Genomic DNA, 24635 nt, shown 5'->3' on the forward strand with positions numbered 1-24635 from the left:
TCTTCCAAGCTGCCTGAAGTGGTTCAGAATGAAGTCGGAGCTGTGGAGCTTCATAACCTAAGCGTTCTCATTCCGGAAAATGAAGACAATAACAAAACTTACTTCACTTTGATGCAAAAGAACCTGAAAACTTTAGAAACGATGCTAAAATAACAAAAACACCGCGATAATGAATCGTGGTGTTTTTTGATGTCCAAACTAATTTTGATTGGAAGACCAATGAAAGTTGTTTCCTGCACATTTGAAGTTTCATTTACTGTCCTTGCAAGACTGGGTGCTTATTTTGGTTCTTGGCTTCCTGTCTATTTGATTCGTCCAAGAAATACTGCTCGTACCAAATGCAGAAACTGTAGATTGTCCAAATATACCGCGCATAATTTTCCCCATTGTTATAATGCCGTTCGAGGTACTCCAACAGTTTCTCCTGATCGAAAAACTCTTGAACATACCCTTGCTGGAAAGTCGAGTGAATCATTTTATAGAACTTTTCTTCTCTCATCCAATGGCGGATCGGTACCGGAAACCCTAATTTTTTTCGCTTAGCCCAATCTTCCGGAAGATTTTTCAGGGCTGCTTCCCGCAAAGCAACTTTCGACTTGCCATAATCGACCCGCATGCTTTCCGGCAATTGCCTTGCCGTTTCAAATACCTTCTTGTCCAAGAACGGCACACGCAACTCAATCGAATGGGCCATACTCATCTTATCTGCTTTCAGAAGGATAGCTCGAGGCAACCACAACTCCAAATCAAGCGCCTGCATTTTATCCGTTTCATTGTAATAATTCATTTTCGAATACTGCGGGTCCACCACTTCCTGTACAGAAGGGCCAGCTTGATAGTCGGTTTTCAAAATTCCAAGCGCATCTTTCTCACTCCACACAAGCGCATGGCCAATGAAACGCTCTTCAATCGGCTGGATGGCTTTTTGGAAAAACTTTCGATACGGGTTTGATTGCGGCAAGGCATTCGATACTTGTGCAAGCGTATGTTGGACAGCTTTCGGCAATCGCCGGTACGAATTCAGCTTTTTAGAAGGCTGATACCATTCGTATCCCCCGAATAATTCATCCGCCCCTTCACCAGATAAAATAACGGTCACGTCTTTGCTGGCCATTTCATTCAAAAAGTACAATGGAATAATCGACGGATCGGAATGCGGCTCGTCCATATGCCATTGGATTTGGGGAAAGACGTCAAAACTTTCCTGCGCACTTACATATCGCTGTTCGATTTCGACTCCCAGCTGCCCTGCTAAATCCACAGCCAGTTTGGTCTCATCAAACATATCTTCATAATCCTCAAATCCCACGGTAAAGGATTTTTGTGGCTTCAGCAAAGAGGTGATGTAGCTCGAGTCGATCCCACCTGATAAAAAAGATCCTACCGGAACATCGCTTACTCTATGCGCGTCGACAGATTCGGCGACAGCTTGCTGGATGTCTTCGATGTATTCCCCGTAACTTTTACGTTGTTCCTTAAATTCACGGGAGAAATAAGCGACCGTACGGGTCTCTTCACCTTTTTCCATCACGAGATAAGTTCCTGGCTGCACACGATATACGCCTTCAAAAAATGTCTCTTCCATCACCGAGTACTGGAAAGTTAAATAGGGTTTTAACGCCCGTTTGTTCAGCTTTTTCACAAATCCTGGATGCTCCATGAACGATTTGATCTCAGAAGCGAACAAGAATGAGCCATCGGAGGTTTTTGTGTAATATAAAGGCTTAATCCCAAATGGGTCCCTTGCGGCAATGAACTTTCCGCTCGGTTTATCCCAAATTAGAATCGCGAACATACCGCGTAATTTCCCGATAATGTTCTCCCCGAAATGCAGATATCCCTTCAACAGCACCTCAGTATCGGAAGTCGTTGAAAATTCAAATCCCAGTTCCATCAATTCTGTCCGGATTTCACGGAAATTGTAAATTTCCCCGTTAAATACAAGGACCACCTCTTCAGCTTCCAATGGCTGATTGGCAGCACTTCGTAAATCCAATATGCTCAATCTGGCGAATCCTAGCCCAACTTGACCATCACTGTACACTGATTGGTTATCCGGCCCACGATGGACAATCGGGTCCAACATAGCATTCAGCACAGTTTCGTCATTAGCCCCCGGAGAACCAGGAATAACCCCTATAAATCCACACATACTACATCTCCCCATTTCCATTTCGTTACACATGAGTATAGAAATGAATTATGGAGAAGATATGGAGAGTAATTGCTGATTTATGACCACCAAGAGCTTAGTTCTACATATCCTGATTTTCGATGCTGTATGGAAGCGTCACAATAAACCTTGTTCCTTTGTTTTCTTCACTTTCCATTTGAATGGCACCTGAAATTTGTTTGGCCAGTTCAGAGGCTATAGCCAGGCCAAGCCCAGTCCCGCCGGTCGCACGGGATCGAGATTTGTCCACGCGGTAAAACCGGTCGAATATTAGAGACTGATCACTTTTCGGTATTCCTGCCCCCGTATCTTCGACAATGAATTCAATATGTTCCTCCTTCATCTCGACTTGCAGGTTGACCCATCCCTGTTCTGTATAATTGATTGCGTTCTCCAGCAGATTCAACAAAATCTGTTCGAGCTTCATGCCATCCGTAAAGAATGCATGGTCGTTCCCATTTAACTGTACATTTGCAGCCAAACCTTTTTCGGCAGCTTTCAGTTTCATTTTCGCATGCAAGGATTGGATAAAATCTTCCATGTCCACTTCTTGGATTTGAAGCGTGTATTCCCCTTCTTCCATTTTTGATAAAGCGAATAACTCCTGGATCAATTTCGCAAGTCTTGATGCTTCCCCTTCAATGACCGATGCATAACGGCCCAGCTCTTCGGGTGTTTCGTACTTTCCTTGTTTAATAAGGTTTGCATAGCCAATCAGATAGGAAGTCGGGGTTCTCAATTCGTGAGAAATATTCGCTAAAAATTCACTTCGGGTTTTCCGGTAATTATTCAGCTCCACACTCAAATCGTTGATGGCACTGCCCAAAGAGCCAAGTTCATCTTGGCTGTTCACTTCCACACGTGTAGTTAAATTGCCTTTTGCAATTTCGCGTGTCGCTTTCTCCATTTTGACCAATGGCCTGGATAAATACCAAACAATGAAAAATGTATAACCTATGGCGATCAGGACAGTCGCTGCGATTGCCCGAAACATCCAGTCTCGTACGTTGTGCATCTTATTGTGCAGCTCATCAATGGAAGAAAAATTATGACTCCCCTTCAAAGGCCTCATCGTTGAAAATTGGCTCGACAAAATAATAAAAGTTTTCTTCAGTATCTGAGTTATAACGTTCGCCTTCTACAGTTTCCCCATTTTGCAGCTGAGCTATCCATTCATCCGGAAGATGGTTCCCTTCATTGAACTCCATAATATTGCCATGCGTGATGTGTCCGTTCTGGTTTAAAAAAATCACTTCATGTTCGAAGAAAAGATTCAAGTGATGATAGATTTCTTCAGGAGATTGATTTTTTTCTATCCATTCGACTTCCAGGCTTTGGGCGAGAGACTTGACATTATCGTTTAGGTAGATGGAATAGACATTCAGGAATATCCGGTCAATCAAGAATGCAAACGGAATCAGTATGCTCAAGAAAAGGACCATGATCAGCAAACCCAGCTTTAATACAATCCCTTTACGCCTCATCTGCCGTTTCCTTCAAGTCCACTTGATAGCCTAAGCCCCAGACTGTCTTAATGACGGCTAGTTTCGGCTGAAGCTTCCTGAATTTTAGCCGGATGTTCTTGATGTGCGAATCGATGGCCCTTACATCCCGGATTTCTGAATAATCCCATATCAAATCGAGCATTTCTTCGCGTGTGAAGATTTTGTTCGGCGATCCTGTGAGCAATTCAATGATGGCGTACTCTTTCGCCGTAAGCTCCATTTTCTGTCCACAGAAAACTACTTGTTTATCCTGTTTATTGACGACTAATTTTTTATCCTTTAACACAATGATTAAATCATCAGCTACATTTCTTTCAACCTGAGCACTTCTTCTTAACAAGGCATAGACGCGTGCTTTTAATTCTTCGAAATCGAAAGGCTTCACTAAATAATCATCTGCCCCTAGCTGAAGTCCTTTAACCCGATCTTCAACAGCAGATCGTGCCGTCAACATGAGGATGGGCATGGTGGAGTTGCGCCTGATTTCTTTACACACTTCAAACCCGCCCATGAAAGGAATCATGATATCCAATACCAATAAATCAAAAGACTGGTCTTTTGTTATCTGCAGCGCCTGAGCGCCGTCATAGGCAAACACCAGATCGAACTCGCTTTCGAGATGAATACGGATAAGGTCACACATCAATTTCTCATCTTCCACTACCAGAATGCGCTTCATTCGCTTCTTCCTTTCCCACTAACACGGGGCCTTAACACGTTTGCCGCGAAAACCGCCTGATCATGATAAATCCCGTGTTTCAAGTGAAGTACGTAATTTTACTCAGAATAACATATTCCTTAAAATACATTGCGGTTTGTAATAAAGCTGATTACATATTAGTTGAATATATTCTCGTCACGATCCTGTTCTAGCTTTATCTTTTGCATGGCTTGTGACTTAAACCTGAAGAATAAGTAGACCGCACGCAAAGCAATGTCCGCCGCAATCGCCAGCCAAATTCCTGCAATCCCCATTTCTAGATATATGCCGAGAAAATAAATACCCACTATCCGGACTGCCCACATGCCGATTGCTGTGCTGTACATCGGCGACTTCGTATCTCCCAATCCCTGCAACGCCCCTGTTAAAATCAATCCTATAGCTAGCGCAGGCTGAGCAAAAGCATCAATGCGAAGAGCAATAGCAACCATTTCTATCGCTTCAGGATCTTTTGTAAACCACGAGGCATACCACGGAGCCCAGATGAACATCGCAAGACCGATAAAACTCATAAAAACCACTCCGATTGCAGCTGTCAAAATACCATAGCGATAAGCTTCACGCCAATTTCCAGCACCCCAACTATGTCCGACCAAAGTTGTCGCGGCCAGCGCCAGCCCATACCCTGGCATATAAGAAAACATCTCAATATTTCCTGCGATGGTGTGGGCAGCAAATGTCTTTGTCCCAATCACTACAATTAAGCCAAAATAAACAACTTGGGCCAAGCCGCATAATCATTCTTTCCACAGCAGCCGGAATGGCTAAATAAATCATTTCCTTTGTATTTTTGTCCCATGAAAATAAGGTGCCGAGCGAAATAGCCAGAACGGATTTCTTCAAATAACGCCACAGTAGCCACGTTCCGACCGCTCGGACGAGAAGTGTAGACCATGCGGCCCCTTCACCCCCATCCATTCCTCCCCATACCGAAAATCAATACATAATTTAGTGGGATATGGATGATATTGATTATCCACGCAACTTTCATTGGGCTTTTGGTATCGCCCCCGCCCTAAGTATGCTGCTAAGTACAGTCATCCAAGCAAGAAACAACGCACCGCCCCCACCACCTTCAAATAAACGGATCCTATTTGGACCACATTTTCTTCAGCACCGAATAAAGACATAAAAACTCTGAACCAAACCAGGTCAGGATACTTAATATTATCGCTACTACCGTGGCAAACCTGAGCGATTCCTGTGCAACTTTCCTTGCACCTCCAAGATTACCGGCTCCCAATTTCCGGGCAACAAGCGAAGAAGTTCCCACTCCTAAAGCCATAAAGAGTGCCAAATAGATGGCCAGCACAGCACCAGCTATTCCTACCGCTGTAACTTCCTGCAGCCCGATCCGCGCAATGAACAATGTGTCGACAAAGCCAACCACCGTCTGCAAAAATATTCCACCATCGCCGGCACTGCCAGCAACAAGATGATTTTGATTTTCTCGCTATTCGATTTAGGTTCACTCAATTCGTCCATAGGTTTCACCACTTCATCTTCCCTTCGAGCTACTAATACCATTATGGACTCGAACAAAGTAAAGTGAAAATTCTTTTATTCAAATTGTACTTTTTCTATTAATACGCTGGTTATTATCAAAAGTCACAGTCTCAGAGTGTTCACAAAGGTTAACTTCATAAACGAAAGAAAAGGAACTTCAAATGAAGTTCCTTTTCCGATAATTTTCATATGTTAACTATAAAATATATTTAATTATCCAAAGTCTTCAAACCTCCGTTTGACTTTAACCTAATACAAAACTGTGCCCCAAGGTTAAAGAAAATTCAACTTTTGGGAGGCAGCACTTTTCGTGTACGACAATTAAACACGGTGTTAAACAGCTCTATTTCTTAGTTTCAATGTCATCGCATTGATAGCCACGATAACCGTGGACACGGACATCAGAACTGCTCCTGCGGCAGGAGCCAACGTAATCCCAATGGAGGCTAGAACACCCGCCGCTATGGGAATGGCAATAAAGTTATAACCGGCTCCCCACACGAGGTTCTGTTTCATTTTACTGGTTGTTTTATTGGCCAATTCGATAAAGGATTCAATATCGCCTGGATCCGACTGAGTCAAAATCACATCAGCGGAATCGATGGCGACTTGAGTTCCGGCACCGACTGCTATCCCAACGTCTGCTATTGCAAGGGATGGTGCATCGTTGACGCCATCGCCGACCATGATAACCGTTTGTCCATTATTTTTCAGTGATTCCACTAAATCATATTTATCTTGCGGTAATTGATTGGCTCTGTATTCAATGCCCAGTTCCTCTGCTACTCCTTGGGCAGCCGTTTCATTGTCACCTGTAGCCATAATCGGTTTTATATTGTAATGCTTCAATGCCTGTATCAGCGTTCTGCTCGTTTCTTTCAATTCATCGCCTAATGCGACCGTACCGATCGGATTCCCGTCCTCAACTAGTATACTTAATGTTGCCCCTTTGGGAACATCCACCGCTACATCTCTTCCAAGTGCCTTTTGGCTGATCAATTCGTATTTGCGGCCATTGGCGTTTCCTTCTATACCCGCACCCGACACAACATCAATCGAATCAAAGTGGACAGGCTGAATCCCTTGTTTCTCAGCGTATTGGACGATTGACTGGGCGATTGGGTGGCTGGACCCGCCTTCAATCCCTGCCATTAACGCCGCGATTTCGGCTTCGGTATGTTGACCATCCAGTGTTTCCATGTTCAAAACTTTAAATTCGCCAGTAGTCAATGTACCCGTTTTATCCAGTATCATTACATCAGCCTTAGTTGCCAGCTCCAATGCTTCGCGGTCTTTCACCAACAGCCCGCGGCTTGCACCTAAACTGGTGCTTCGTGCAATAACCAGCGGAATGGCAAGGCCGAGAGCGTGTGGACATGCAATGACTAATGTCGTAACCGTAAAAAGAACAGCGGTTTGAATGTCAGCAATGTACAGCCAAACGACAAAAGCGAGGAAAGCCGTCGCAATGGCGATATAAAACAGCCAGCCGGCTACTTTTTGAGCCAGATTTTCAGCTCTTGAAGGTTGATCCTGCGCCTGGCTTATCAGGGTTTGTACTTGGGAAATGAACGATTGGTCGCCGGTTTCCTGTACTTCAAGATATAAGATGCCTGCACCGTTCGTGGAACCGCCGATCACTTTGTCTCCGGCTCCTTTTTCAATGGGTTTAGATTCCCCCGTCAGCAAAGCTTCATTGATCCGCGAGGTGCCTCTTTTGATGATGCCATCGGCAGGGACGTTTTCTCCGGCCTGAACCCGTACAAGGTCTCCGACTTTCAGCTCATTTACGGGACGCGTCTCGATCGAATCATTTTCCAATACCACATGTGCATCTTTCGGCACCAATTCGGCGAGCGATTTTTGCGCGTCTCCTGCTTCTCCGACAGCCTTCATTTCGATCCAGTGTCCAAGGAGCATGATCAACAGCAAGGACGCGAATTCAAAGAAGAAATCCATGATGTGATCGCCGGTTACGTAGCGTGCCAGCACGGCGTAAATGCTGTACAAATAGGAAACGGATATCCCTAATGAAATAAGGGCCATCATGCCCGGTGCTTTTTCCTTAAATTCAGCGATTGCACCTTGATAGAAGGGTTTTCCGCCATAAACCAATAAGATAGTTGCTAATACAGCGACCACAATATCCGAGTATGGAAAAGTAAATTGGAAAGGAAGCCGAACGTCCATCATCGGCGACAATAATAGAACGACAATGCCCAAGGGCAGCGACTTCAGGAAAATTTCTTTGAAATTCCCATGATGGTGATGTCCATGGTCACTATGATCGTGGCCACCATGATTGTGATGGGCATGATCATCATGAATTTTGGCAGGATTGCTGTCGTCTTGAATGCCTTCTTTCACTTGGTCTTCATGGTACGAATGCCCAACATGTTTGGAATGATCCATTTTACTGTGATCTACCTGTTCGTCTTGATGGTGGTGATGGTCTTTATCATTTTTAGCCATTCAGTGCGCCTCCTCCAAACTAGTGGTTCTTATCCTATTTAACCCTATTTACATTCTTAACATTCACAAAGTTCTTGCCGAATATACCACGCGGGGGTATATTTCATTTAAAAGTAAAGAGTGCTGTGAAAGCACCCTTATACGACGTCATACCCTTGTTCTTCAATCGCTTTCTGAATTTCGTTTAATGATGTCTTGGCAGTATCATAGTCTACTGCCACTTCGCCTTTTTTAAGATCAACTGTCACAGATGAAATCCCTTCGAGTTCACCGACGCCTGTTTCAACCGAGTTTGCACAGTGGCCGCAGGACATACCTTGTACTTTTAATGTTTCAATCATTATTATTCCTCCTAAAGTAATATTTCCTTAAACTTAACATACCCATATAGGGTATATCAAGAGTTTAGTATCATTTTACTTTATCGCTGTTTCCATGACTCTAATTTAGAAGTTCACAATGACCCCAAAAACCGCACCATTGATTTTAATATTTGATTACTTGTCTATAAAATGTGCAGTTTCTATGGAGTTTCGGTATTTCTGTTTAGTTTGGAGAGGGAAATCCAGTAAATGAAGCAAAAATAAGAAATGGAGGTTTTAACATGGCTCATGAACAACATCAGGAATTGATTCGGGCATTACATGATTGTGCAGCGGAATGTAACCATTGTTTTGACGCTTGTCTGCAGGAAGACGATGTGAAGATGCTAGCACAGTGCATTCGATTAGACCGGGAATGCGCGGACATTTGTGCATTTTTGGAACATGCCATTACTCGCAATTCACCGTTCGTTTCCGAACTGGCAGCCGTTTGCGCAACCATTTGCGAAGCTTGCGCAGAGGAATGTGAGAAGCACGCCGATCATCATGAACATTGCAGACGCTGTGCGGAAGCTTGCCGTAGATGTGCAGAAGCTTGCCGTAACGCCGCATAACCTTACTCAAAAAGGCCCGTCGGAAATATTTTCCGACGGACCTTTTCTTTTATCAAGCATCATTCTGCTTCATGGATCCATTTGTAGCCGATTCCCCAAACCGTGAGAAAATGATCATCGACCGGAAAACCGGACTGGCGGATTTTTTCCCGAACATTTCGCACATGCGAATCGATGGTCCGCCCTTCCGTCTCTGAGTCGAATCCCCAAATTAACTGGATCAGCTGCTCCCTCGTAAACACTTTGTCGGCATTCTTCATCAGGTGGCCCACCATCAGAAATTCTTTTGGCGTCAATTTGATGATATGTTTGCCGTACGTAAGTTCAAACCGGTCTTCGTCCCACACCAAACCGTCCACTTCAATGGTATTTTTCGGAGTTCTCCTGCGAAGCAGCGCCCCCATCCGGGCCAGCAACTCATCTTCATTAAACGGCTTTGTGATGTAATCATCCGCCCCGATATTCAATCCCTTAACAATATCCTCCTGTTGTTCCCGCGCCGTCAGCATAATGATTGGCACATCCGAAAATTTCCGGATTTCGCGGCACAGTTCCCAGCCATCCATTTCCGGCATCATGATATCCAGTAAGACGAGATCGAAAGGTTCCGATTCCAAATAGTCGAGGGCTTCATGAGCTCCCAGTGCTTTTTTACAGAGGTACTGATGCGGCTTCAAATATAAAGCCACTAAATCCAGCATTCGTTGTTCATCATCAACCAACAGCACTTTCTGCAAGCGAATCCCCCCTTTTCAATTCTATCAGGACGGTTGTCCCTTGTCCGTACTCACTTTGAAGCGTCATGAGACCACCGTGCGATTCGACGATTTCTTTCGCAATCGCCAGGCCAAGACCGCTTCCTCCGTACTGTCTGGATCTGGATTTATCGACCCGATACAATCGTTCAAAGACAAAAGGAAGATCTTTTTCCGGTATGCCCTCTCCTTCATCACGGATGCTTATGGTGATGGTACCTTTATCTTGGACTCCCTGTAATACCACTTGTGTTCCTTCAGGAGAATGCTTGCGGGCGTTGTCCAAGACATTCAGCAATACCTGCTGAAAACGTTCGGGATCAATGAAGGCGACAATCTCATGTTCACAATGGACAGCCAATGAAATCTGTTTCTCGTCAAAAGCTGGCCGAACCAAGGCAACGACGGATGCAAAAAGCATCTCCAGTGAAAATCCCTCTTTTTGAATGGCGAACTGGTTATGATCCATCTGAGCCAGCTCAAACAGCTGCCGGATCAATTCCGTCAAATGGGCCGTCTCTTCCCGGATGATGCCAATGTATTCCTTTTTCTCTTCCTCGGATGCATCCGGCCGGCTCGCGATATCGGCATATCCTTTGATATAGGTCAACGGCGTCCGCAACTCGTGCGAAATACTCGCCAAAAATTCATTCCGCTCATTTTTTAAATGTTCCAAGTCACTGGATAGGGCAGTGATGGCGTTCGCCAGCTCTCCCAACTCATCGTTTCGGCCAATATTCAGGCTGACCTCGTGGTGCCCTTCGCTTAACTGTTCCGTCGCTTCTTTCATCCGAATCAACGGCAACGTAATCAATCGGGATAGCAGAAAAATTGTGATGACGGTCAACCCGACAGCAATCAGGCCAACAATCAGGAATTGGTTTCGCAAATGACTGACCATCCCTTTGATATGATTGGTTTCCGCAAACATGAACACGTGGCCTCTATGTTCTCCTTCAATGGTGATTGGGCTGTCCGTCGCAATAAACTCTTTTTTGTCCCATCGCTCTTCCACGACCTTCCCTCCCTGCAGAACCTCATCAAAATCGGTGTGTTCCAACACTTCCCTCATTTCAGGTTCAATCAGATCGGAATGGGTCAATTCGTTGCCATCTGCATCCGTGATGATGACGATGAAATCGGAGGCCGATTCCATCAACGCCACATGGTTCAATGTCGCCGGTTCAAAACTGTCTTCCAATACTTCGCTGTGGGTGTTCCCTCTTGCAAGCAGGTTGGTCATGACTTCATCCACCCGTTCATTGACAAAAGTAACGTACAGGGTTAGAAACAAAACCGATTCAATGATGATAATAAACACAAAAAACAGCAAACCTATTTTCAATGCAAGCCTGTTTAACATGGCATCCCTCTTTAAGTCGATTGGTTAGCAGCAATCAAGACAAAGACTGCTGCCGAAAGCTGTTGGATTCGGTTCGTCTTTCAAACGGCTAGCTGGTTTCTACTTGGTTTTCCCCTCTTCCAGCAGCGTTTTCCAGGTCTGTAATCCGTCTTCCGACAAGTAGGCATTTCCTTCAAATGTGTAGATCGCCAGTTCCATTCCATCCATCGGGTTTTGTGCAATAAAAGCGATGGCATCTTGTGAAAGGTCCGGTGTATCCACCGGCTCGAGTTCTTCATTTTCCATAGTATACTTCACCAGAGCCGCCGCTGTCCCGTAGCTTCCGAAATACAACTGGTCTTCGGTGAAATGCACCGCTGTGCCTGTTTCATTTCCGGCTGTAATCGCTTCAAAAACTTCGCCGCCATCCTGCGAGAAATAAACCCCTGCAGCCGTAGCCGCAGCGACGAAGTTCGAATCAGTCGGGTGAAGGGCGAGCGCAGTCACTTCCCCATTCAACCCTTCAGCCTTCACAGGTTCCCACGATTCTCCTTTATCGTTACTTTTGTAAAATCCGGCTTCCAGCAAAGAGTTTTTTGCCGGATTGAGCAGGAAGATATCGTGACTGTTGTACCCTACCGCCATCGCATGAAAGTCCGTTTCTCCTTGGAATGCAATCTCTTCCAAAGTTTCGCCGCCATCTATACTTCGCTGAATCCCAAGTGGATTGGGCAAATCTGAATCTGCACTCGGGTGTCCTGAAGAATAGAAGCCCTCATCTACGGCGTTAAAGCCCATATAATCGTAAAAATTATCCGCTGTTTCAAACCACTCGCCATCGCGGTAAATTTTTGGCCCAGTATGTGATGCAAAATACAGTCCGTTCTCTTCTCCTGCATAACCCATCCCATGGACATGGTTCAGTTCCCCTTCAAACGGCACTTCAAATGAATCCGTTGTATCATTGCTGCAGCCGGCCAGTAAAAGTAAAGCCGACAGTACCGCTATGCCCATTCTCTTTTTCTTCATGTAGATGCCCTCCGAATATGTCAATTTTCTATACTTTCCATAAGTATCAACCTCTTATAGCTTAACGAAAAAGTTTCGACTTTTTGTGCAGATATCTTGATTTCAAACAGGTAATTCATACCCTTTACTAATTGCCCTAAAAGAACAGACCTTCCAATCAGTCCGGTGTAGGATCTTTACCTGATTTTTGTTTATATTTTCTACACCTGACATTGCTTTTCTTGTGGTTTAGTCCACTTTAAAGAAATGTCTTTTTCTCGTTTTTTCCTTGCATCAATTTTCAAAATACGTGGCTCGCACTATTCTGGGGAACTCAGTTGTATCAGCTCGGTTTGATCTGTTCCATATAACTCGCAATATCCTCTTCGGACATTTCACCCGTAATGATTTTCTCGATTTTTCCCTCTTGATTGACCAACAATGTAGTGGGCAATGGACGAATATTATAGGCTTCCATAACACTTTTGTCCTTATCGATAACAATCGGGAACGTTAAATTTCGCTGTTCAGCAAATTGTCTCACTTCATAATCGGATTGCGCAATATTGACAGCGAGTATCTCTACACCTTGGTCCTTGTATACTTGGTACTGCTTTTCCATCAGCGGGAACTCTTTTTCGCACGGTTTGCACCAAGTACCCCAAAAGTTCACGAACACCCCCTGCCCTTTGTACTCAGACAGCTGATGCTGTTCCCCATTCAAATCCGTCAAAGCAAAATCGGGTGCCCAATCTCCAACTTGCAGCAATTCGTTTTTCTCTTTGGTTAATCCGTTGTAGATAGTAAATGCAATAGCGACGACCAGAATGAACAAAATACTTGTCCTCATAATCAAGCGATTTCTCTTTTTATCCTTTTTAGCAGCCATACAATGTCACGTCCTTCCTAGATGCTGGGTTGAGTCCATTAAAACCCTGTAAATCCACCCGTAAATTGCGATAAAAAAGCGATGATTTCTGTCAGCATGTCAAAGTAAAGCAAAACGCCCATCAGAATCATTAATGCTCCTCCTATTGACATGAAAAGAGCGCTCTTCTTCTTCAAGAAAGTCATTTTCTCAATAAAAAACGACATTAAGAGAAAAGGAATTGAAAATCCCAGAACGTAAAACAGCATATAGAGTAAGCCACTGTCCGGATCCGCTACTCCGAGTGCAATAACTCCTGCAAGTATGGGACCGGTACACGGTGTCCATCCAGCTGCAAAGCCAATGCCGATCAGAACAGAACCCGCGTATCCGGAGGGCCTTTTCTGGAACTGTAATTTCTTATCCGACAGCAGGAAGTCGAATTTCAGAATACCGGTTAGGACTAAGCCAAAAAACACCATCAAAATAGCGCCCAATTGACGTAGAAGAACTTGATATTCCAAGAAGAAGTTTCCGATAAGCGAAGTCGACAAGCCCAACGCTAAAAAAATGATGGAGAAACCTATTAAAAATAGAACCGTATGAATCAAAGCCGTGCTCCTCATCATTCCCTTGCCCGTCTTTAACTCATTGACTGAAACTCCGGTAATGTAGGATAAAAAAGCCGGATACAAAGGAAGGGAGCATGGAGAGATAAATGATAAAAGCCCTGCGCCAAACGCAAGATACAAACTAATTTCCGCCACTTGTAGACCTCCTATTACAGTAAGTTGAATCCTCTTCTTTATCATTTTTGTATCCCTTAGGAATCAAATGAAATTTTCTATATAAGACTCGGGGAATTTCAAGGTATGTAAAATTAAATACAGCCCCTCTCTTAACTTCTACTTCCCCGTGCTTGCTTAACCGTTCCAGAAGACGTCAACCAATCCAGTTTACCGATTAATTCTTGATTTTCTGTGCAGTTTCTTCTATTAAACTGTGAACTTCTCCTATCGGTTCACGAACTTGCCACAATCCGGCGACCCGGACCCCAGAATAAGAAAATGTCATGATTCCTGCACACAATATGCAAAATTAAGGGGTAGAGTAACTACAGACAACCGCAGAAAGAGGGAGATTGCAATGCCGAAAAACAAATGGATGATGGGGATGCTGTCACTTGTAGCAGCTGTCACGCTAAGTGCCTGCAATACAGGCGATGACATGAGCGACGAATCGATGGACATGGATAATGCCAATGAAGAAAATATGAGTGAAGGTTCCGGCCATATGAACATGGACCATTCCGGTTCAGGTGAAGTCCCGGATGATTTGCAGGAAGCCGAAAATCCAACCTTTGAAGTTGGAAGCCAGGCGATTATTGAAGCCGATCACATGGAAGGCATGAAAGGTGCTGAAGCCACAATTGTCGGGGCTTATGATACAACCGCCTATGCAGTGACCTATACGCCGACGGACGGAGGCGAGCCGGTTGAAAATCACAAATGGGTGATTCACGAAGAATTGGAAAATCCAGGTGATGAACCATTAGAAACGGGCGATGAAGCGGCCATTGCCGCTGACCATATGGAAGGAATGGACGGCGCAACGGCTACGATTGATTCTGCCGAAGAAACGACCGTCTATATGGTTGATTTCGTCCCGACCACCGGAGGCGAGGAAGTCACCAATCATAAATGGGTGACTGAAAGCGAACTGTCACCCGAATAAAAGCGCCAATACCCGGGATCTTGTCAACAAGATCCCGGGTTTTTATCTGTGATGGTTCATACAGGATTCGATTTCGTTTGTATTACAAAAACATTAAGTTTTAGTAGTTCGGCTTCCCGTATAAATTCTGCACATTTTTTCAACATTTTTGTAATAGAATAAATCAAATTTAAATAGTTTTAGAGAGGTCACCGAATCTATGAAAACAAATCAGCTTTTGAACGAATCCGGTCTGATCTCCCGATTAGATTCCAGAATATTAGAATTAGACATCAAGGGGATTGCCGATAACTCAAGCGATGTGGCAAAAGGTTTTGTGTTTGTTGCTATTAAAGGATTTGAAATTGATGGTCACGGGTTTATTGACCAGGCAATTGAAAAAGGGGCAGCCCTTGTCATCGGAGAACAAGGAATTACCCGGTTAGGTGTCCCTTATTTACAGGTGGAAAATAGCCGGAAAGCGCTTGGCATCCTGGCCAGGAATTTTTATGGCCGTCCATCTGACCAGAAAATAATGATTGGAATTACGGGCACCAACGGAAAAACGACGACGAGCTATATGCTCCAGCACTTTCTGGAAAGCAACGGTATGAGTTGTTCTGTCATCGGTACCAACCAAAATATTATCAATGGCGAAAAAATGAAAAGCTCGAACACCACACCAAATTCACTCGCTCTCCATAAACTGTTGACCCTCAGTCAGGATGAGGTCGTCATTATGGAAGTTTCTTCTCATGGACTGGCCCAGTATCGGTTAGAAGGCATTGAATTTGATTACGGCTTGTTCCTCAATCTTCACCATGAACACCTGGATTATCACAGTTCCATGGAAGAATATTTTCAGGCGAAGCTTACAATGTTCAATCAGATGAAAGAACATGGGATTGCTGTAGTGAATACAGATAATGAGTGGGGACGAAAGCTCTGTGGAATCCTGCAAACAAAGGGAAAACCGATTTATGCAATTGGCACATCCACTGAATGCAACCTGCGTGTTGCAAAATTTCATTCACTGTCCTCCACTATGCGGGTGATTGAAAGTAACGAAACGTATCAAATGGTCGCTGCGATGACCGGAATGCACAATATGTATAACACCTTAATGGCCTACGGAACATCATTGTTGCTGGGTATCCCCAAAGAAAAGCTCTTAAACTCCATTCACCATTTCAAGGGAGTCGATGGACGCTTTGAGATCACGAAACTGGCCAAGGGCTCGATCGTTATTGTGGATTATGCCCATACTCCGGATGCCATCTCTTACTGCCTGGAAACTGCAAAATCACAAGGGGCCCAACGAATAACCCATATTTTCGGCTTTCGTGGAAATCGAGATGCCAGCAAGAGAAAGCACATGCTATCCATATCTGCTGAAATGAGTGACCGCTACATTTTAACGTTGGACGACCTGAACAATGTTTCTCCAGGAGATATGCTGGAAGTTTTAAACCAACTAAATGAAACATACGGCAACTCAAAAGGCAGCATCGTTCCAGACCGTACACTCGCCATTCAGCAAGCAATCCATGAAAGCAAGGAAGGCGACTGGATTGTGATTACCGGTAAAGGACACGAGAAATACCAGCAAACCTTTCATTTACCGACTGATTCGGACCGGGAAACCGTCAATTATATAATAAAGCAGAACTAAAATAATCACTCAGGAGGGAGTAGTTATGAAAAAACTAAGTGTTGTTTCAACCATTTTAATCATGATCAACACTTTAATCGTTTCGTCCGTTTTCAGTAAAACTGATGACCCTTCCCTGCCAAACGTATCCAGTGAAGCAGCTATTGTCATGGAAGCAACGACTGGAGAAATCCTCTATGAAAAAAATGCACAGTCGCAGATGTATCCTGCCAGCCTAACAAAAATTGCCACAGCCATTTATGCAATTGAAAACAGAAAATTAAATGATGTTGTAACCATCAGTAAAAAAGCACGCAATACGGAAGGCACCCGTGTTTATTTGGAAGAGGGAGAACAAGTGACTTTAGAAAAACTGTTGCTGGGCCTCTTAGTCAACTCTGGAAATGATGCCGGCGTCGCCATTGCTGAACACATCAGCGGCAGCGTTGAGTTATTTTCTGCTGATATGAATTTATATTTAGAAGATGTAATTGGCCTGCGGAATACGAACTTCGAAAATCCCCACGGTCTTTTTGATCCCGAGCATGTTACGACAGCCGAAGATTTAGCGAAGTTAACCCGATATGCGATGAAGAACGATGAATTCATGAAAATATTTGGAACAAAAGAACTGCCCTGGAACGGTGAATCCTGGGATACCACGCTTTATACCCACCACAAACTATTAAGGGAAAAACCTTATGAAGGCGTTACGGGTGGTAAAACCGGGTTTGTGCCAGAAGCAGGCGTCACGCTGGCCACGACAGCCAAAAGAGAAAACTTGAATTTAATTGTCGTCACCTTAAAAAGCGACACAGAGGCAGAAGCTTATGCTGACACTGTTCAACTTTTGGATTTTGGATTAGAAAATTTTGAAACAGTAAGCATTCCGAAAGAAAGCAGCTTTTTTGCCGGTGATGTGGAATACATTACGCCAGGCGATTTCTTTTATACACACCAAACAGATGAGCAAGTGACGATAGCTGTAAAAGAAGATGGACTATTAAGGATTACTGATCAGGATGGCACTCTTTTGTCTTCTTATCAGTTTCCCGTTGTCAGTGCTTCTGAGACAAACCGTCCTTCTAATCCTGAAGACGTTCGCTCATTTTCCCACCTGGGATTTTAAGTTCAATCTATTTGTTAATCCTCGTCGTTGGCTTATCAGGATTAGTGTATTACCGAGTTCGAAAAACGGATATAGAACGCACTTCTCTATCGTAAATTTTCATTCAACTGAACTTTTATATACCACCATTTTTAAACAGCACAGGAGGCGGATCATACCATAAATACTCAATTCCCCGTTTTAGAATTTCTGCTGCTTCTCATTTTCAACATAAGTATGGGTGCAGTTGGCTTTTTCCCAAGCTTTTTGCTCACGTCTCTCAATATCAGTTCTTTAGGGTTAACCATTGGCGTCATCCTTTCTTTGTCGGGGGAGATTTTTGGCGCTATCGTCGGATTTTACCTATATCGATATGGGTTTTCAAAAGTTAATCCAAAGTGGTTAAAGCGGCCGTTCTGGAGGTACATCCAGAGTTCTTCAATAAGCCGCGTCTTCTGGGCAATCATCTTGCTGCGCTTAATTCCTTTTGTTCCATCAGGTTTGGTGACAGCAGGGGCGGCCTTGACGCCCATTCCAGGTGGCTTATTCATCATTGCCAGCACCATCGGTAAAATTCCGGCCGTTTCTCTTGAAGTGGCTGTTGTTTATGGCCTTGTAGAATCCATACCTCCCGGTTATCAGTACGGCTTATTTATTTTGATCTTTCTATCGTTTCTGCTGATCTGGGCAAAGAACAAAAGAAAAAAATCTTTGTAATTTTACCCACTGTTTGAGAAAACTACGATAAACACTTCCTCTTTTTCATAAATGAAAATCAATGAAATGAAAGTACACCCCCATAAATTGTTTTAAAATTACATTTTTATTTATGCATAAAATCTGCACATAAAAACTTTATAATACGGAGGTTCGAAAAAATTAAACACTGAATGGAGCAACAAATTATGTGTGGATTTACTGGATTTATCGGCGAAACGAGTAATTCGTCAGCCGTTTTGGAACAAATGATGAACACCATCATACACCGTGGACCTGATTCCTCTGGTATGTTTATTGATAACAAAACTGCTTTAGGCTTTCGCCGCCTCAGCATTATCGATTTAGAGGCAGACAGTCAGCCCCTTTACAATGAAGATGAATCATAGCTGGTCAGTCAAAAGCAAATGTGCATTTTCTATGGAGTTTGCGAAGAGAACGGATGGGTAGAAGTTTGTATAGCATCAAATAAATACCAGATGAATGGATATTCCATTGTGTTATTGCTGACTACAGATTCAGGGGTACACCCTTCTAATCTAAGTTTGGTGGACAGGCGCATTTTTAATAATAAGATGCTCTTAATTCAAGTAAAAAACCGTCTTTTTATCAATCACTTAATGCGAAACGTAAGACTATGCAAGGTCACGCATTCCTCTTAACGTGCGCTTTTGTTTTATAGGGGCGAGATCCGGAAAGGAGAAATCCATGAACGAGCAGTTGCTGGCCCACCAACCTCTCCAACCTAAGACAGATCGAGAACGGCTGAAGATTATCGCCATTTTAGCTATACCTGCTGTAATAGAGAATTTCTTTCAAACATTGCTGGGTTTTGTGGATACGTACTTTGTTTCACACATCAGTTTGGCAGCCGTTTCAGCAGTCGGGATCACGAATGCGGTCCTTGCGATTTACTTTGCCGTCTTTATGGCAATCGGTGTCGCTGCCAATGTTCGAATTGCTAACTTCCTGGGTGCAAACCAACCCGAAAAAGCCAGGCACATTTCCCAGCAGTCCATTATTCTGGCAATCCTTTTTGGGATTCTCACCGGCTTGGCTACGTGGTTCTTTGCAGAACCGCTGCTTCGGCTGATGGGCATCGAAGATGAAGTCCTGGAGTTGGGTTCGCAATATTTTCGGATTGTCGGAATTCCTTCTGTCATCATGTCTTTGATGTTTGTAATGAGTGCAATTCTGCGTGGAGCCGGTGATACCAAAACGCCTATGAAGATCAGTATAGTCATTAACGGCATCAATGCTTTGCTTGATTATGTGTTGATATTCGGTTTCCTGTTCATTCCGGAACTTGGAATTGCCGGTGCTGCCATAGCCACGGTCATTTCCCGTTTAATCGGCACTCTAGCCCTTTTCTATTACATCAACAAAGAAAAAGTGCTGGCATTCAGAAAAGAATATTGGAAGCCAGACAAACAACATCTAATGGAACTCTCTACTCTTGGCGCTCCTGCAGCAGGAGAACGATTGGTCATGCGGGCCGGACAGATTGTCTATTTCGGTTTCGTCGTCGCACTTGGAACCAATGCCTTTGCGGCTCATCAAATTGCTGGAAATGTTGAAGTGTTCTCTTATATGATCGGATATGGCTTTGCTACCGCGGCAACGATTTTGGTTGGCCAGCAGATCGGTGCCGGCAATCTGGAAGAAGCCAAAAAGTATGCGAAGCTTTCCACTCAGTTCACGGTAGTATGTATGACGTTATTGGGGGGAGTCTTGTTCTTCTTTGGAGAATGGGCCGCCACTTTCTTTACGGAAGACCCCGAGGTGATCAGAGATATCGGAACCGCTTTAAAAATATCGGGCCTTTTCCAGCCTTTCCTTGCCGTGCTCATGGTTTTGACCGGAGCGTTTCAAGGCGCGAACAATACGAAATTCCCTATGTACTTGACCGCTTTTGGGATGTGGGCCATCCGCACACTGCTCGTGTATTTGTTAGGAATACAGTTAGGCTGGGGTTTGGCTGGCGTGTGGCTGGCGATAGGCATTGATATTGCTTTTCGTGCAGTAGTATTAGTAATTCAATTCAGTCGCGGAAGATGGATGGCACTTGAGAAAGCACCAGAACCTGAGGCACAATGCCATCCACAAACAACTAAAGAAAACATGTCTACAAATGCAAACAACTACTAATGGAGAAAAAAGGAGGAGTTTCTTTTGGAACATGAACATCACAAAAATCATAAACATCATGATATGGATGAAAAACTTCTTGAAGTCCAAGTAAATACCACTTATAACTCCGGGATAGTGACGATTAAAGTCCGTGATAAAGAAAACAATGCTGTAGCTTTAACTGAAACTCACGAAAAAAGAATGCACCTGGTTATTACCAGTGCAGGTTTAGAAACTTTTTTACATGTCCATCCCATCGAAAATGCTTCTGGAGATTTCGAAGTGGAGGTAGAACTGCCTCCGGGTCGTTACCTTGCTTTCGCGGATATCACCCCGGTAGGAATGACTTACGTTATCGAGCCAATTACGATAACAGTTGGCAAAGTCACTGAAACTCCTAGCATCGATTGGGAGATGCTTGCGGAAAGGGATAGTGCTACAAAAAAAGTCGAGGGTAAAACCGTTACGTTTCACCATCCAAAGCTGACTGCCGGAAAATCAGCTGCTCTATCTTTTGATTTAAACGGCGAAACTCCTTTGCCTTACTTAGGGGCATTAGGCCATGTAGTTGTGCTGGATGAACAAGGAGAAAAATTTATCCATGTCCATCCAGTATCAGAAGATAAACCCGTATTTGAAGCTCAGTTCCCTTCACCTGGTTTTTATAAACTATGGGTTGAATTCAAATTCTCAGACGCGGGCGTTCTCGCTTTTCCATTTGTCATGAAAGTCGCTGATAGAAATTAACTTGCAAGAAAGAGCATAAATTAATTCGGTATCACTTTGGACATTAACCTAAAAACATAAAACTAAAAAACGCCTTGCATTGAAAAAAGGTATGAAAATACCAAAATTCTATGCAAGGCGTTTTTCTGTATAGCTTCAAAAAAGGGTCAAAAAAGGGTACTGAAACAACTCTATCCTGAGAAAGAAATCCAATGTCATCCAGATGAAGCGCAACGGCAACTATACAAGTGCGGAAATTATGGAAATTTACCAAATCACAAATAGATTGCAAATCGAAACCTAAATGTCACGGAACTAGGCAGGCAAAACGTACCGGATGGTGAGGTCTCTTTTGCTAACCGGCATCCCAGATGGTGATGTTTGGATGGCGTCCACCTCAAATAAGCAAGTTTCAAAAAAAGCGAGCTTCCAATATAGGGAACTCACTTATATCATCTATTTTTATGCTACGTCATAGCCTTGTTCCTCAACAACTTCTTTCATATTCTCTGAGGAAACTTTTGATTCGTCATAGGTAACTTTCACTTTACCAGAGTTTAGATCTACCTCTGCAGCAGATACTCCTTCTAAACCTTTTAGCGCGCCTTCTACTGATATTTTGCAGTGGCCACAAGTCATTCCCCTAACATCTAAAGTTTTGGTTTGCATGTTTTCTCACCTCCTTTTTGAAGATTTAAAACCGGCTATTTCAATTGACATTTATTTAATGACTTGAGCAAAATGTTCAGTCAAACGAACCAGATTAGATACAAATCCATATTCGCTGTCGTACCAAGAAACAGTTTTAACAAGCTGCTTATCCCCATTTTCAACGATATCAGTTAATGTGGCATCAAAAATACCTCCGGCTGAAGTTCCAACAACGTCTGAGGACACAATTAGCTTTTCAGAGTATTCAAACGAGGGACTCGCAGCTTCTTTCATGGCTTCATTCACTTCTTCAATTGTTACTTTTCTTTCTAAGTTTGTATAAAACTCCACTATTGCCCCACCTAAAAGTGGTACTCTCACTGCCGTTCCGTCAATAATTCCGGTTAATTCAGGAATGACTCTTCCGACAGCTTTTGCTGCTCCAGTAGAAGTCGGAATTGCATTCATCGCTCCTGCCCGTCCGCGTCTCATATCCGTATTAGGGCTATCATGTAATTTTTGCGAAGGTGTATAGGCTTTAATTGTAGTCATATAACCAGTTATAATTCCAAAGTTATCATGTAATACTTTCGCAACTGGAGCTAAATCATTAGTTGTACAAGAAGCTGAAGAAATGATCATGTCGTCTTTTGTAACAATGCTCTCATTAACACCGTAAACAATCATCTTCGTTTCCTGATCTGCTGGAGCAGTTATAATTACTCTTTTAGCACCTGCGTCAAGATGTGCCTGAGCCTTATCAGCCGTTTTATAAATACCGGTTGCTTCTAACACGATATCAATTTGCAACTCATTCCACGGGAGATCTTTTGCATCAGCTTCTTGGTAGAATTTAATTTCCTTCTCACCAACAACCAAGACATTTTCATGTACCTGAACATCATGCTTTAATCGCCCATAAGTTGTATCAAATTCTAATAAATAAGCTAAGTTTTCAATATTAGCTAAATCATTAACAGCAACCAGTTCCAGTTCCGAATTTGTATCTACTAATCTTCTTAATGTTGTTCTTCCTACACGTCCAAACCCATTAATAGCTAATCTAGTGGTCATTTATTTTCCTCCTCTAATATAGATTCAGACATCTTTTAGCTCGAATAAACAGGCAGCCCGATTCTACTAAGTTATTACAAGTATTGCACGACTTTCATTTCATATCTTTCTATTCCTACTTAGAAAACTCCTTCATTCCGTAAATTAATTCTTTAATTGTTTTATTTCCTGCTTTTCACTGAATAACGTTACTTATCCAGCGAATGATAAGTCGTTCTGCTGGGGTGAATCCTACATTTGAATTGCAGCTTAAATTGATATATCCACACAATTGCGAAACTGTATTTTAAAGTACAACAATAGAGAAAAGGGAGAGTAGATGCTATTCCAAGCGCATCTTCCGTCCCTTCCTCTTTGTGCAGCTTCCGATAATTCATGATATGTAAACCATTTTAATCAGCTACATTTCAAATTACCACTCTCGCCATTCTATTGTTACTTCTTCGGTATACTTAATCTCTTTTTCACTTGTTTATATTAAAGTTTAAGGTTAATTTTAAAACAATAAATAAACTTTAATTTATGTGGAAGTTTGCTTTGTTGTTAATAATGGCTTTACCATCCATGCTAATCTTTAATTCATTAAGAGAGAAATCATTCAATCTCATTATTGTCACTATCATAAAATGATAATTCAGCAGGAAAAGGTTGTACTACATCAGTTGGAATTTTCGCTGATTGAAAAAACGTTTTATCCTCCGAAACATTGAATGTTAAATCATATTCTCCCGTATGAGCAGTTGCTAAAATATGGTCAATTTTCAAATCAGGATTTTTCCCATACAAAATCATATACTCTCCTTCACTGGTGTCTGTAACTCGATATGATGCATTTTGGAGCCCTCTACCTTGCCCAGAACCATATGCCGCAATATCAATCTTAAATTTCCCATTTAACCCTTTTTCTAAACGGGCATACCCATAATCTCCATTTTCTAATTGAAAAAGAATAATATGTGAAGTTGTATCCCCTAATTTTTCCACCTTTAATACTACTGGATTGATTTCTTCACTGTTTGGTCGGTTCAACCAGGTATCTAAATTAGATTGAATCGACACATCATTATCCTCGATATGATATTGATTAAAATAATAAAAAGAATATCCTGACGCTGCTATTACAATCATAGAAATAAAAACCATTAATTCTTTTCTCAAAAAAAAACGCCCCCTCTAAAAATATCACTCTACATTAAGAACGGTTTTAATCTGTTCACCTAATTCTTTAATCGAATAAGAAATTTAATTATTTAATAAAATTAGATAACCTAAGCGTATCATATGTTTCCTTATTTGGAACCAAATTTCCTTTAATTAGAAATTCATTTATTGTGACTGCATTTCTTTGGTGATGAATTCCTTCTAACACTTGAAATCTTGATAGGCTATCGGTTCCTTTAAGTATGTAGAGTAGTTATGTAGCTTTTTTAGCGAATAATTCAAAAGAGTACTTTCATAATTTATAAGTTATCTTTCGTACAAAACAACCACATTGAAATCAAATGTAACCAATGTATCATTTTTCCTAACAAGTTCACTTTCGCTTCCTCTTCTGATCAAGTTAATGGAATGAGGAAT

23 protein-coding genes and 2 pseudogenes are annotated in these 24635 nt (G+C 42.7%); 8 read left to right on the plus strand and 17 right to left on the minus strand.

The window, feature by feature from the left end:
• Positions 1–253: 253 nt before the first annotated feature.
• The 8 genes from asnB to copZ (CW734_RS16130) form a co-directional block, all read right to left on the minus strand.
• Entirely contained in the window at positions 254–2185 is a 1932-nt protein-coding gene (asnB, locus tag CW734_RS16100) for an asparagine synthase (glutamine-hydrolyzing) (RefSeq protein ID WP_332871006.1), read from the minus strand.
• A 70-nt stretch (positions 2186–2255) separates the two neighbouring features.
• Positions 2256–3188, minus strand: a complete 933-nt coding sequence (locus tag CW734_RS16105; protein ID WP_198551095.1) for a sensor histidine kinase — start codon at positions 3186–3188, stop codon at positions 2256–2258.
• Positions 3189–3219: 31 nt separating this feature from the next.
• Positions 3220–3657 (minus strand): hypothetical protein, encoded by a 438-nt coding sequence (locus tag CW734_RS16110; RefSeq protein WP_101191791.1) that lies wholly within the window; start codon positions 3655–3657, stop codon positions 3220–3222.
• On the minus strand, positions 3647–4357 hold the full coding sequence (locus tag CW734_RS16115; protein WP_101191792.1) for a response regulator transcription factor: 711 nt from the start codon (positions 4355–4357) through the stop codon (positions 3647–3649). The genes CW734_RS16110 and CW734_RS16115 overlap by 11 nt, the downstream gene beginning before the upstream one ends.
• A gap of 158 nt (positions 4358–4515) precedes the next feature.
• Entirely contained in the window at positions 4516–5127 is a 612-nt protein-coding gene (locus CW734_RS19265) for an MATE family efflux transporter (protein WP_232787105.1), read from the minus strand.
• Between the two features lie 362 nt (positions 5128–5489).
• Positions 5490–5789 carry an MATE family efflux transporter gene (locus CW734_RS19270; protein WP_232787283.1) on the minus strand — a complete coding sequence of 100 codons (300 nt, stop codon included), beginning with the start codon at positions 5787–5789 and terminating at the stop codon, positions 5490–5492.
• A 449-nt stretch (positions 5790–6238) separates the two neighbouring features.
• Positions 6239–8377, minus strand: coding sequence for a heavy metal translocating P-type ATPase (locus CW734_RS16125; protein WP_101191793.1), 2139 nt, complete (start codon positions 8375–8377; stop codon positions 6239–6241).
• Positions 8378–8514: 137 nt separating this feature from the next.
• Positions 8515–8718, minus strand: coding sequence for a copper chaperone CopZ (copZ, locus tag CW734_RS16130; RefSeq protein WP_029336157.1), 204 nt, complete (start codon positions 8716–8718; stop codon positions 8515–8517).
• A 263-nt stretch (positions 8719–8981) separates the two neighbouring features.
• Here copZ (CW734_RS16130) and CW734_RS16135 point away from each other — a divergent pair, with 263 nt between their 5' ends.
• On the plus strand, positions 8982–9314 hold the full coding sequence (locus tag CW734_RS16135) for a four-helix bundle copper-binding protein (RefSeq protein WP_084632964.1): 333 nt from the start codon (positions 8982–8984) through the stop codon (positions 9312–9314).
• A gap of 59 nt (positions 9315–9373) precedes the next feature.
• Here the strand turns inward: CW734_RS16135 and CW734_RS16140 are convergent, their stop codons facing one another.
• The 5 genes from CW734_RS16140 to CW734_RS16160 all read right to left on the minus strand — a co-directional run bounded on the left by CW734_RS16140 (position 9374) and on the right by CW734_RS16160 (position 14054).
• Entirely contained in the window at positions 9374–10051 is a 678-nt protein-coding gene (locus CW734_RS16140) for a response regulator transcription factor (RefSeq protein ID WP_029595517.1), read from the minus strand.
• Positions 10029–11432, minus strand: coding sequence for a sensor histidine kinase (locus CW734_RS16145; protein WP_101191794.1), 1404 nt, complete (start codon positions 11430–11432; stop codon positions 10029–10031). Before CW734_RS16145 ends, CW734_RS16140 begins: the two co-directional genes overlap by 23 nt.
• A 99-nt stretch (positions 11433–11531) precedes the next feature.
• Positions 11532–12440 (minus strand): F510_1955 family glycosylhydrolase, encoded by a 909-nt coding sequence (locus tag CW734_RS16150; RefSeq protein ID WP_101191795.1) that lies wholly within the window; start codon positions 12438–12440, stop codon positions 11532–11534.
• Between the two features lie 322 nt (positions 12441–12762).
• Positions 12763–13308 (minus strand): thiol-disulfide oxidoreductase ResA, encoded by a 546-nt coding sequence (gene resA / locus CW734_RS16155; RefSeq protein WP_101191796.1) that lies wholly within the window; start codon positions 13306–13308, stop codon positions 12763–12765.
• A gap of 38 nt (positions 13309–13346) precedes the next feature.
• Positions 13347–14054 carry a cytochrome c biogenesis CcdA family protein gene (locus CW734_RS16160; protein WP_068872625.1) on the minus strand — a complete coding sequence of 236 codons (708 nt, stop codon included), beginning with the start codon at positions 14052–14054 and terminating at the stop codon, positions 13347–13349.
• 379 nt (positions 14055–14433) lie between these two features.
• On the opposite strand from CW734_RS16160, the gene CW734_RS16165 reads away from it, so the two are divergent.
• The 7 genes and pseudogenes from CW734_RS16165 to CW734_RS16195 all read left to right on the plus strand — a co-directional run bounded on the left by CW734_RS16165 (position 14434) and on the right by CW734_RS16195 (position 21353).
• Positions 14434–15021, plus strand: coding sequence for a YdhK family protein (locus CW734_RS16165; RefSeq protein WP_101191797.1), 588 nt, complete (start codon positions 14434–14436; stop codon positions 15019–15021).
• Positions 15022–15220: 199 nt separating this feature from the next.
• Positions 15221–16672, plus strand: coding sequence for a UDP-N-acetylmuramoyl-L-alanyl-D-glutamate--2,6-diaminopimelate ligase (locus CW734_RS16170; RefSeq protein WP_101191798.1), 1452 nt, complete (start codon positions 15221–15223; stop codon positions 16670–16672).
• 25 nt (positions 16673–16697) lie between these two features.
• Positions 16698–17780, plus strand: a complete 1083-nt coding sequence (locus CW734_RS16175) for a D-alanyl-D-alanine carboxypeptidase family protein (RefSeq protein ID WP_101191799.1) — start codon at positions 16698–16700, stop codon at positions 17778–17780.
• A gap of 216 nt (positions 17781–17996) precedes the next feature.
• Positions 17997–18476: a TVP38/TMEM64 family protein gene (locus CW734_RS16180; RefSeq protein WP_101191800.1), complete on the plus strand. Its 480-nt coding sequence runs from the start codon at positions 17997–17999 to the stop codon at positions 18474–18476.
• Positions 18477–18664: 188 nt separating this feature from the next.
• Positions 18665–18862 (plus strand): annotated as a pseudogene (locus tag CW734_RS16185) (asparagine synthase (glutamine-hydrolyzing)); the annotation flags it as partial.
• Positions 18863–19184: 322 nt separating this feature from the next.
• Complete coding sequence (locus CW734_RS16190) at positions 19185–20624, plus strand: MATE family efflux transporter (RefSeq protein ID WP_101191801.1); 1440 nt, start codon at positions 19185–19187, stop codon at positions 20622–20624.
• A gap of 24 nt (positions 20625–20648) precedes the next feature.
• Entirely contained in the window at positions 20649–21353 is a 705-nt protein-coding gene (locus CW734_RS16195) for a hypothetical protein (RefSeq protein ID WP_101191802.1), read from the plus strand.
• Positions 21354–21794: 441 nt separating this feature from the next.
• On the opposite strand, the gene copZ (CW734_RS16200) is transcribed toward CW734_RS16195, so the two are convergent.
• From copZ (CW734_RS16200) to CW734_RS16215, 4 genes and pseudogenes are all read right to left on the minus strand, one after another.
• Positions 21795–22001, minus strand: a complete 207-nt coding sequence (gene copZ, locus CW734_RS16200) for a copper chaperone CopZ (protein ID WP_068870867.1) — start codon at positions 21999–22001, stop codon at positions 21795–21797.
• Positions 22002–22052: 51 nt separating this feature from the next.
• The gene (gap, locus tag CW734_RS16205; RefSeq protein WP_068870869.1) at positions 22053–23057 is read right to left on the minus strand and encodes a type I glyceraldehyde-3-phosphate dehydrogenase; all 1005 of its coding nucleotides are present in this window, start codon (positions 23055–23057) and stop codon (positions 22053–22055) included.
• A gap of 594 nt (positions 23058–23651) precedes the next feature.
• The gene (locus tag CW734_RS16210; protein ID WP_101191803.1) at positions 23652–24215 is read right to left on the minus strand and encodes a hypothetical protein; all 564 of its coding nucleotides are present in this window, start codon (positions 24213–24215) and stop codon (positions 23652–23654) included.
• Positions 24216–24303: 88 nt separating this feature from the next.
• Positions 24304–24441 (minus strand): annotated as a pseudogene (locus CW734_RS16215) (IS1595 family transposase); the annotation flags it as partial.
• Positions 24442–24635 lie beyond the last annotated feature (194 nt).

This window comes from Planococcus sp. MB-3u-03 (genome assembly GCF_002833405.1).
GTDB lineage: Bacteria > Bacillota > Bacilli > Bacillales_A > Planococcaceae > Planococcus.

Bases quoted from the DNA above. Each gene is read 5' to 3' on its own strand.
- asnB (WP_332871006.1), bottom strand. From the start codon at position 2,185: ATGTGTAACGAAATGGAAATGGGGAGATGTAGTATGTGTGGATTTATA.
- CW734_RS16105 (WP_198551095.1), bottom strand. From the start codon at position 3,188: ATGCACAACGTACGAGACTGGATGTTTCGGGCAATCGCAGCGACTGTC.
- CW734_RS16110 (WP_101191791.1), bottom strand. From the start codon at position 3,657: ATGAGGCGTAAAGGGATTGTATTAAAGCTGGGTTTGCTGATCATGGTC.
- CW734_RS16115 (WP_101191792.1), bottom strand. From the start codon at position 4,357: ATGAAGCGCATTCTGGTAGTGGAAGATGAGAAATTGATGTGTGACCTT.
- CW734_RS16125 (WP_101191793.1), bottom strand. From the start codon at position 8,377: ATGGCTAAAAATGATAAAGACCATCACCACCATCAAGACGAACAGGTA.
- copZ (WP_029336157.1), bottom strand. From the start codon at position 8,718: ATGATTGAAACATTAAAAGTACAAGGTATGTCCTGCGGCCACTGTGCA.
- CW734_RS16135 (WP_084632964.1), top strand. From the start codon at position 8,982: ATGGCTCATGAACAACATCAGGAATTGATTCGGGCATTACATGATTGT.
- CW734_RS16145 (WP_101191794.1), bottom strand. From the start codon at position 11,432: ATGTTAAACAGGCTTGCATTGAAAATAGGTTTGCTGTTTTTTGTGTTT.
- CW734_RS16150 (WP_101191795.1), bottom strand. From the start codon at position 12,440: ATGAAGAAAAAGAGAATGGGCATAGCGGTACTGTCGGCTTTACTTTTA.
- resA (WP_101191796.1), bottom strand. From the start codon at position 13,308: ATGGCTGCTAAAAAGGATAAAAAGAGAAATCGCTTGATTATGAGGACA.
- CW734_RS16165 (WP_101191797.1), top strand. From the start codon at position 14,434: ATGCCGAAAAACAAATGGATGATGGGGATGCTGTCACTTGTAGCAGCT.
- CW734_RS16170 (WP_101191798.1), top strand. From the start codon at position 15,221: ATGAAAACAAATCAGCTTTTGAACGAATCCGGTCTGATCTCCCGATTA.
- CW734_RS16175 (WP_101191799.1), top strand. From the start codon at position 16,698: ATGAAAAAACTAAGTGTTGTTTCAACCATTTTAATCATGATCAACACT.
- CW734_RS16180 (WP_101191800.1), top strand. From the start codon at position 17,997: ATGGGTGCAGTTGGCTTTTTCCCAAGCTTTTTGCTCACGTCTCTCAAT.
- CW734_RS16190 (WP_101191801.1), top strand. From the start codon at position 19,185: ATGAACGAGCAGTTGCTGGCCCACCAACCTCTCCAACCTAAGACAGAT.
- copZ (WP_068870867.1), bottom strand. From the start codon at position 22,001: ATGCAAACCAAAACTTTAGATGTTAGGGGAATGACTTGTGGCCACTGC.
- gap (WP_068870869.1), bottom strand. From the start codon at position 23,057: ATGACCACTAGATTAGCTATTAATGGGTTTGGACGTGTAGGAAGAACA.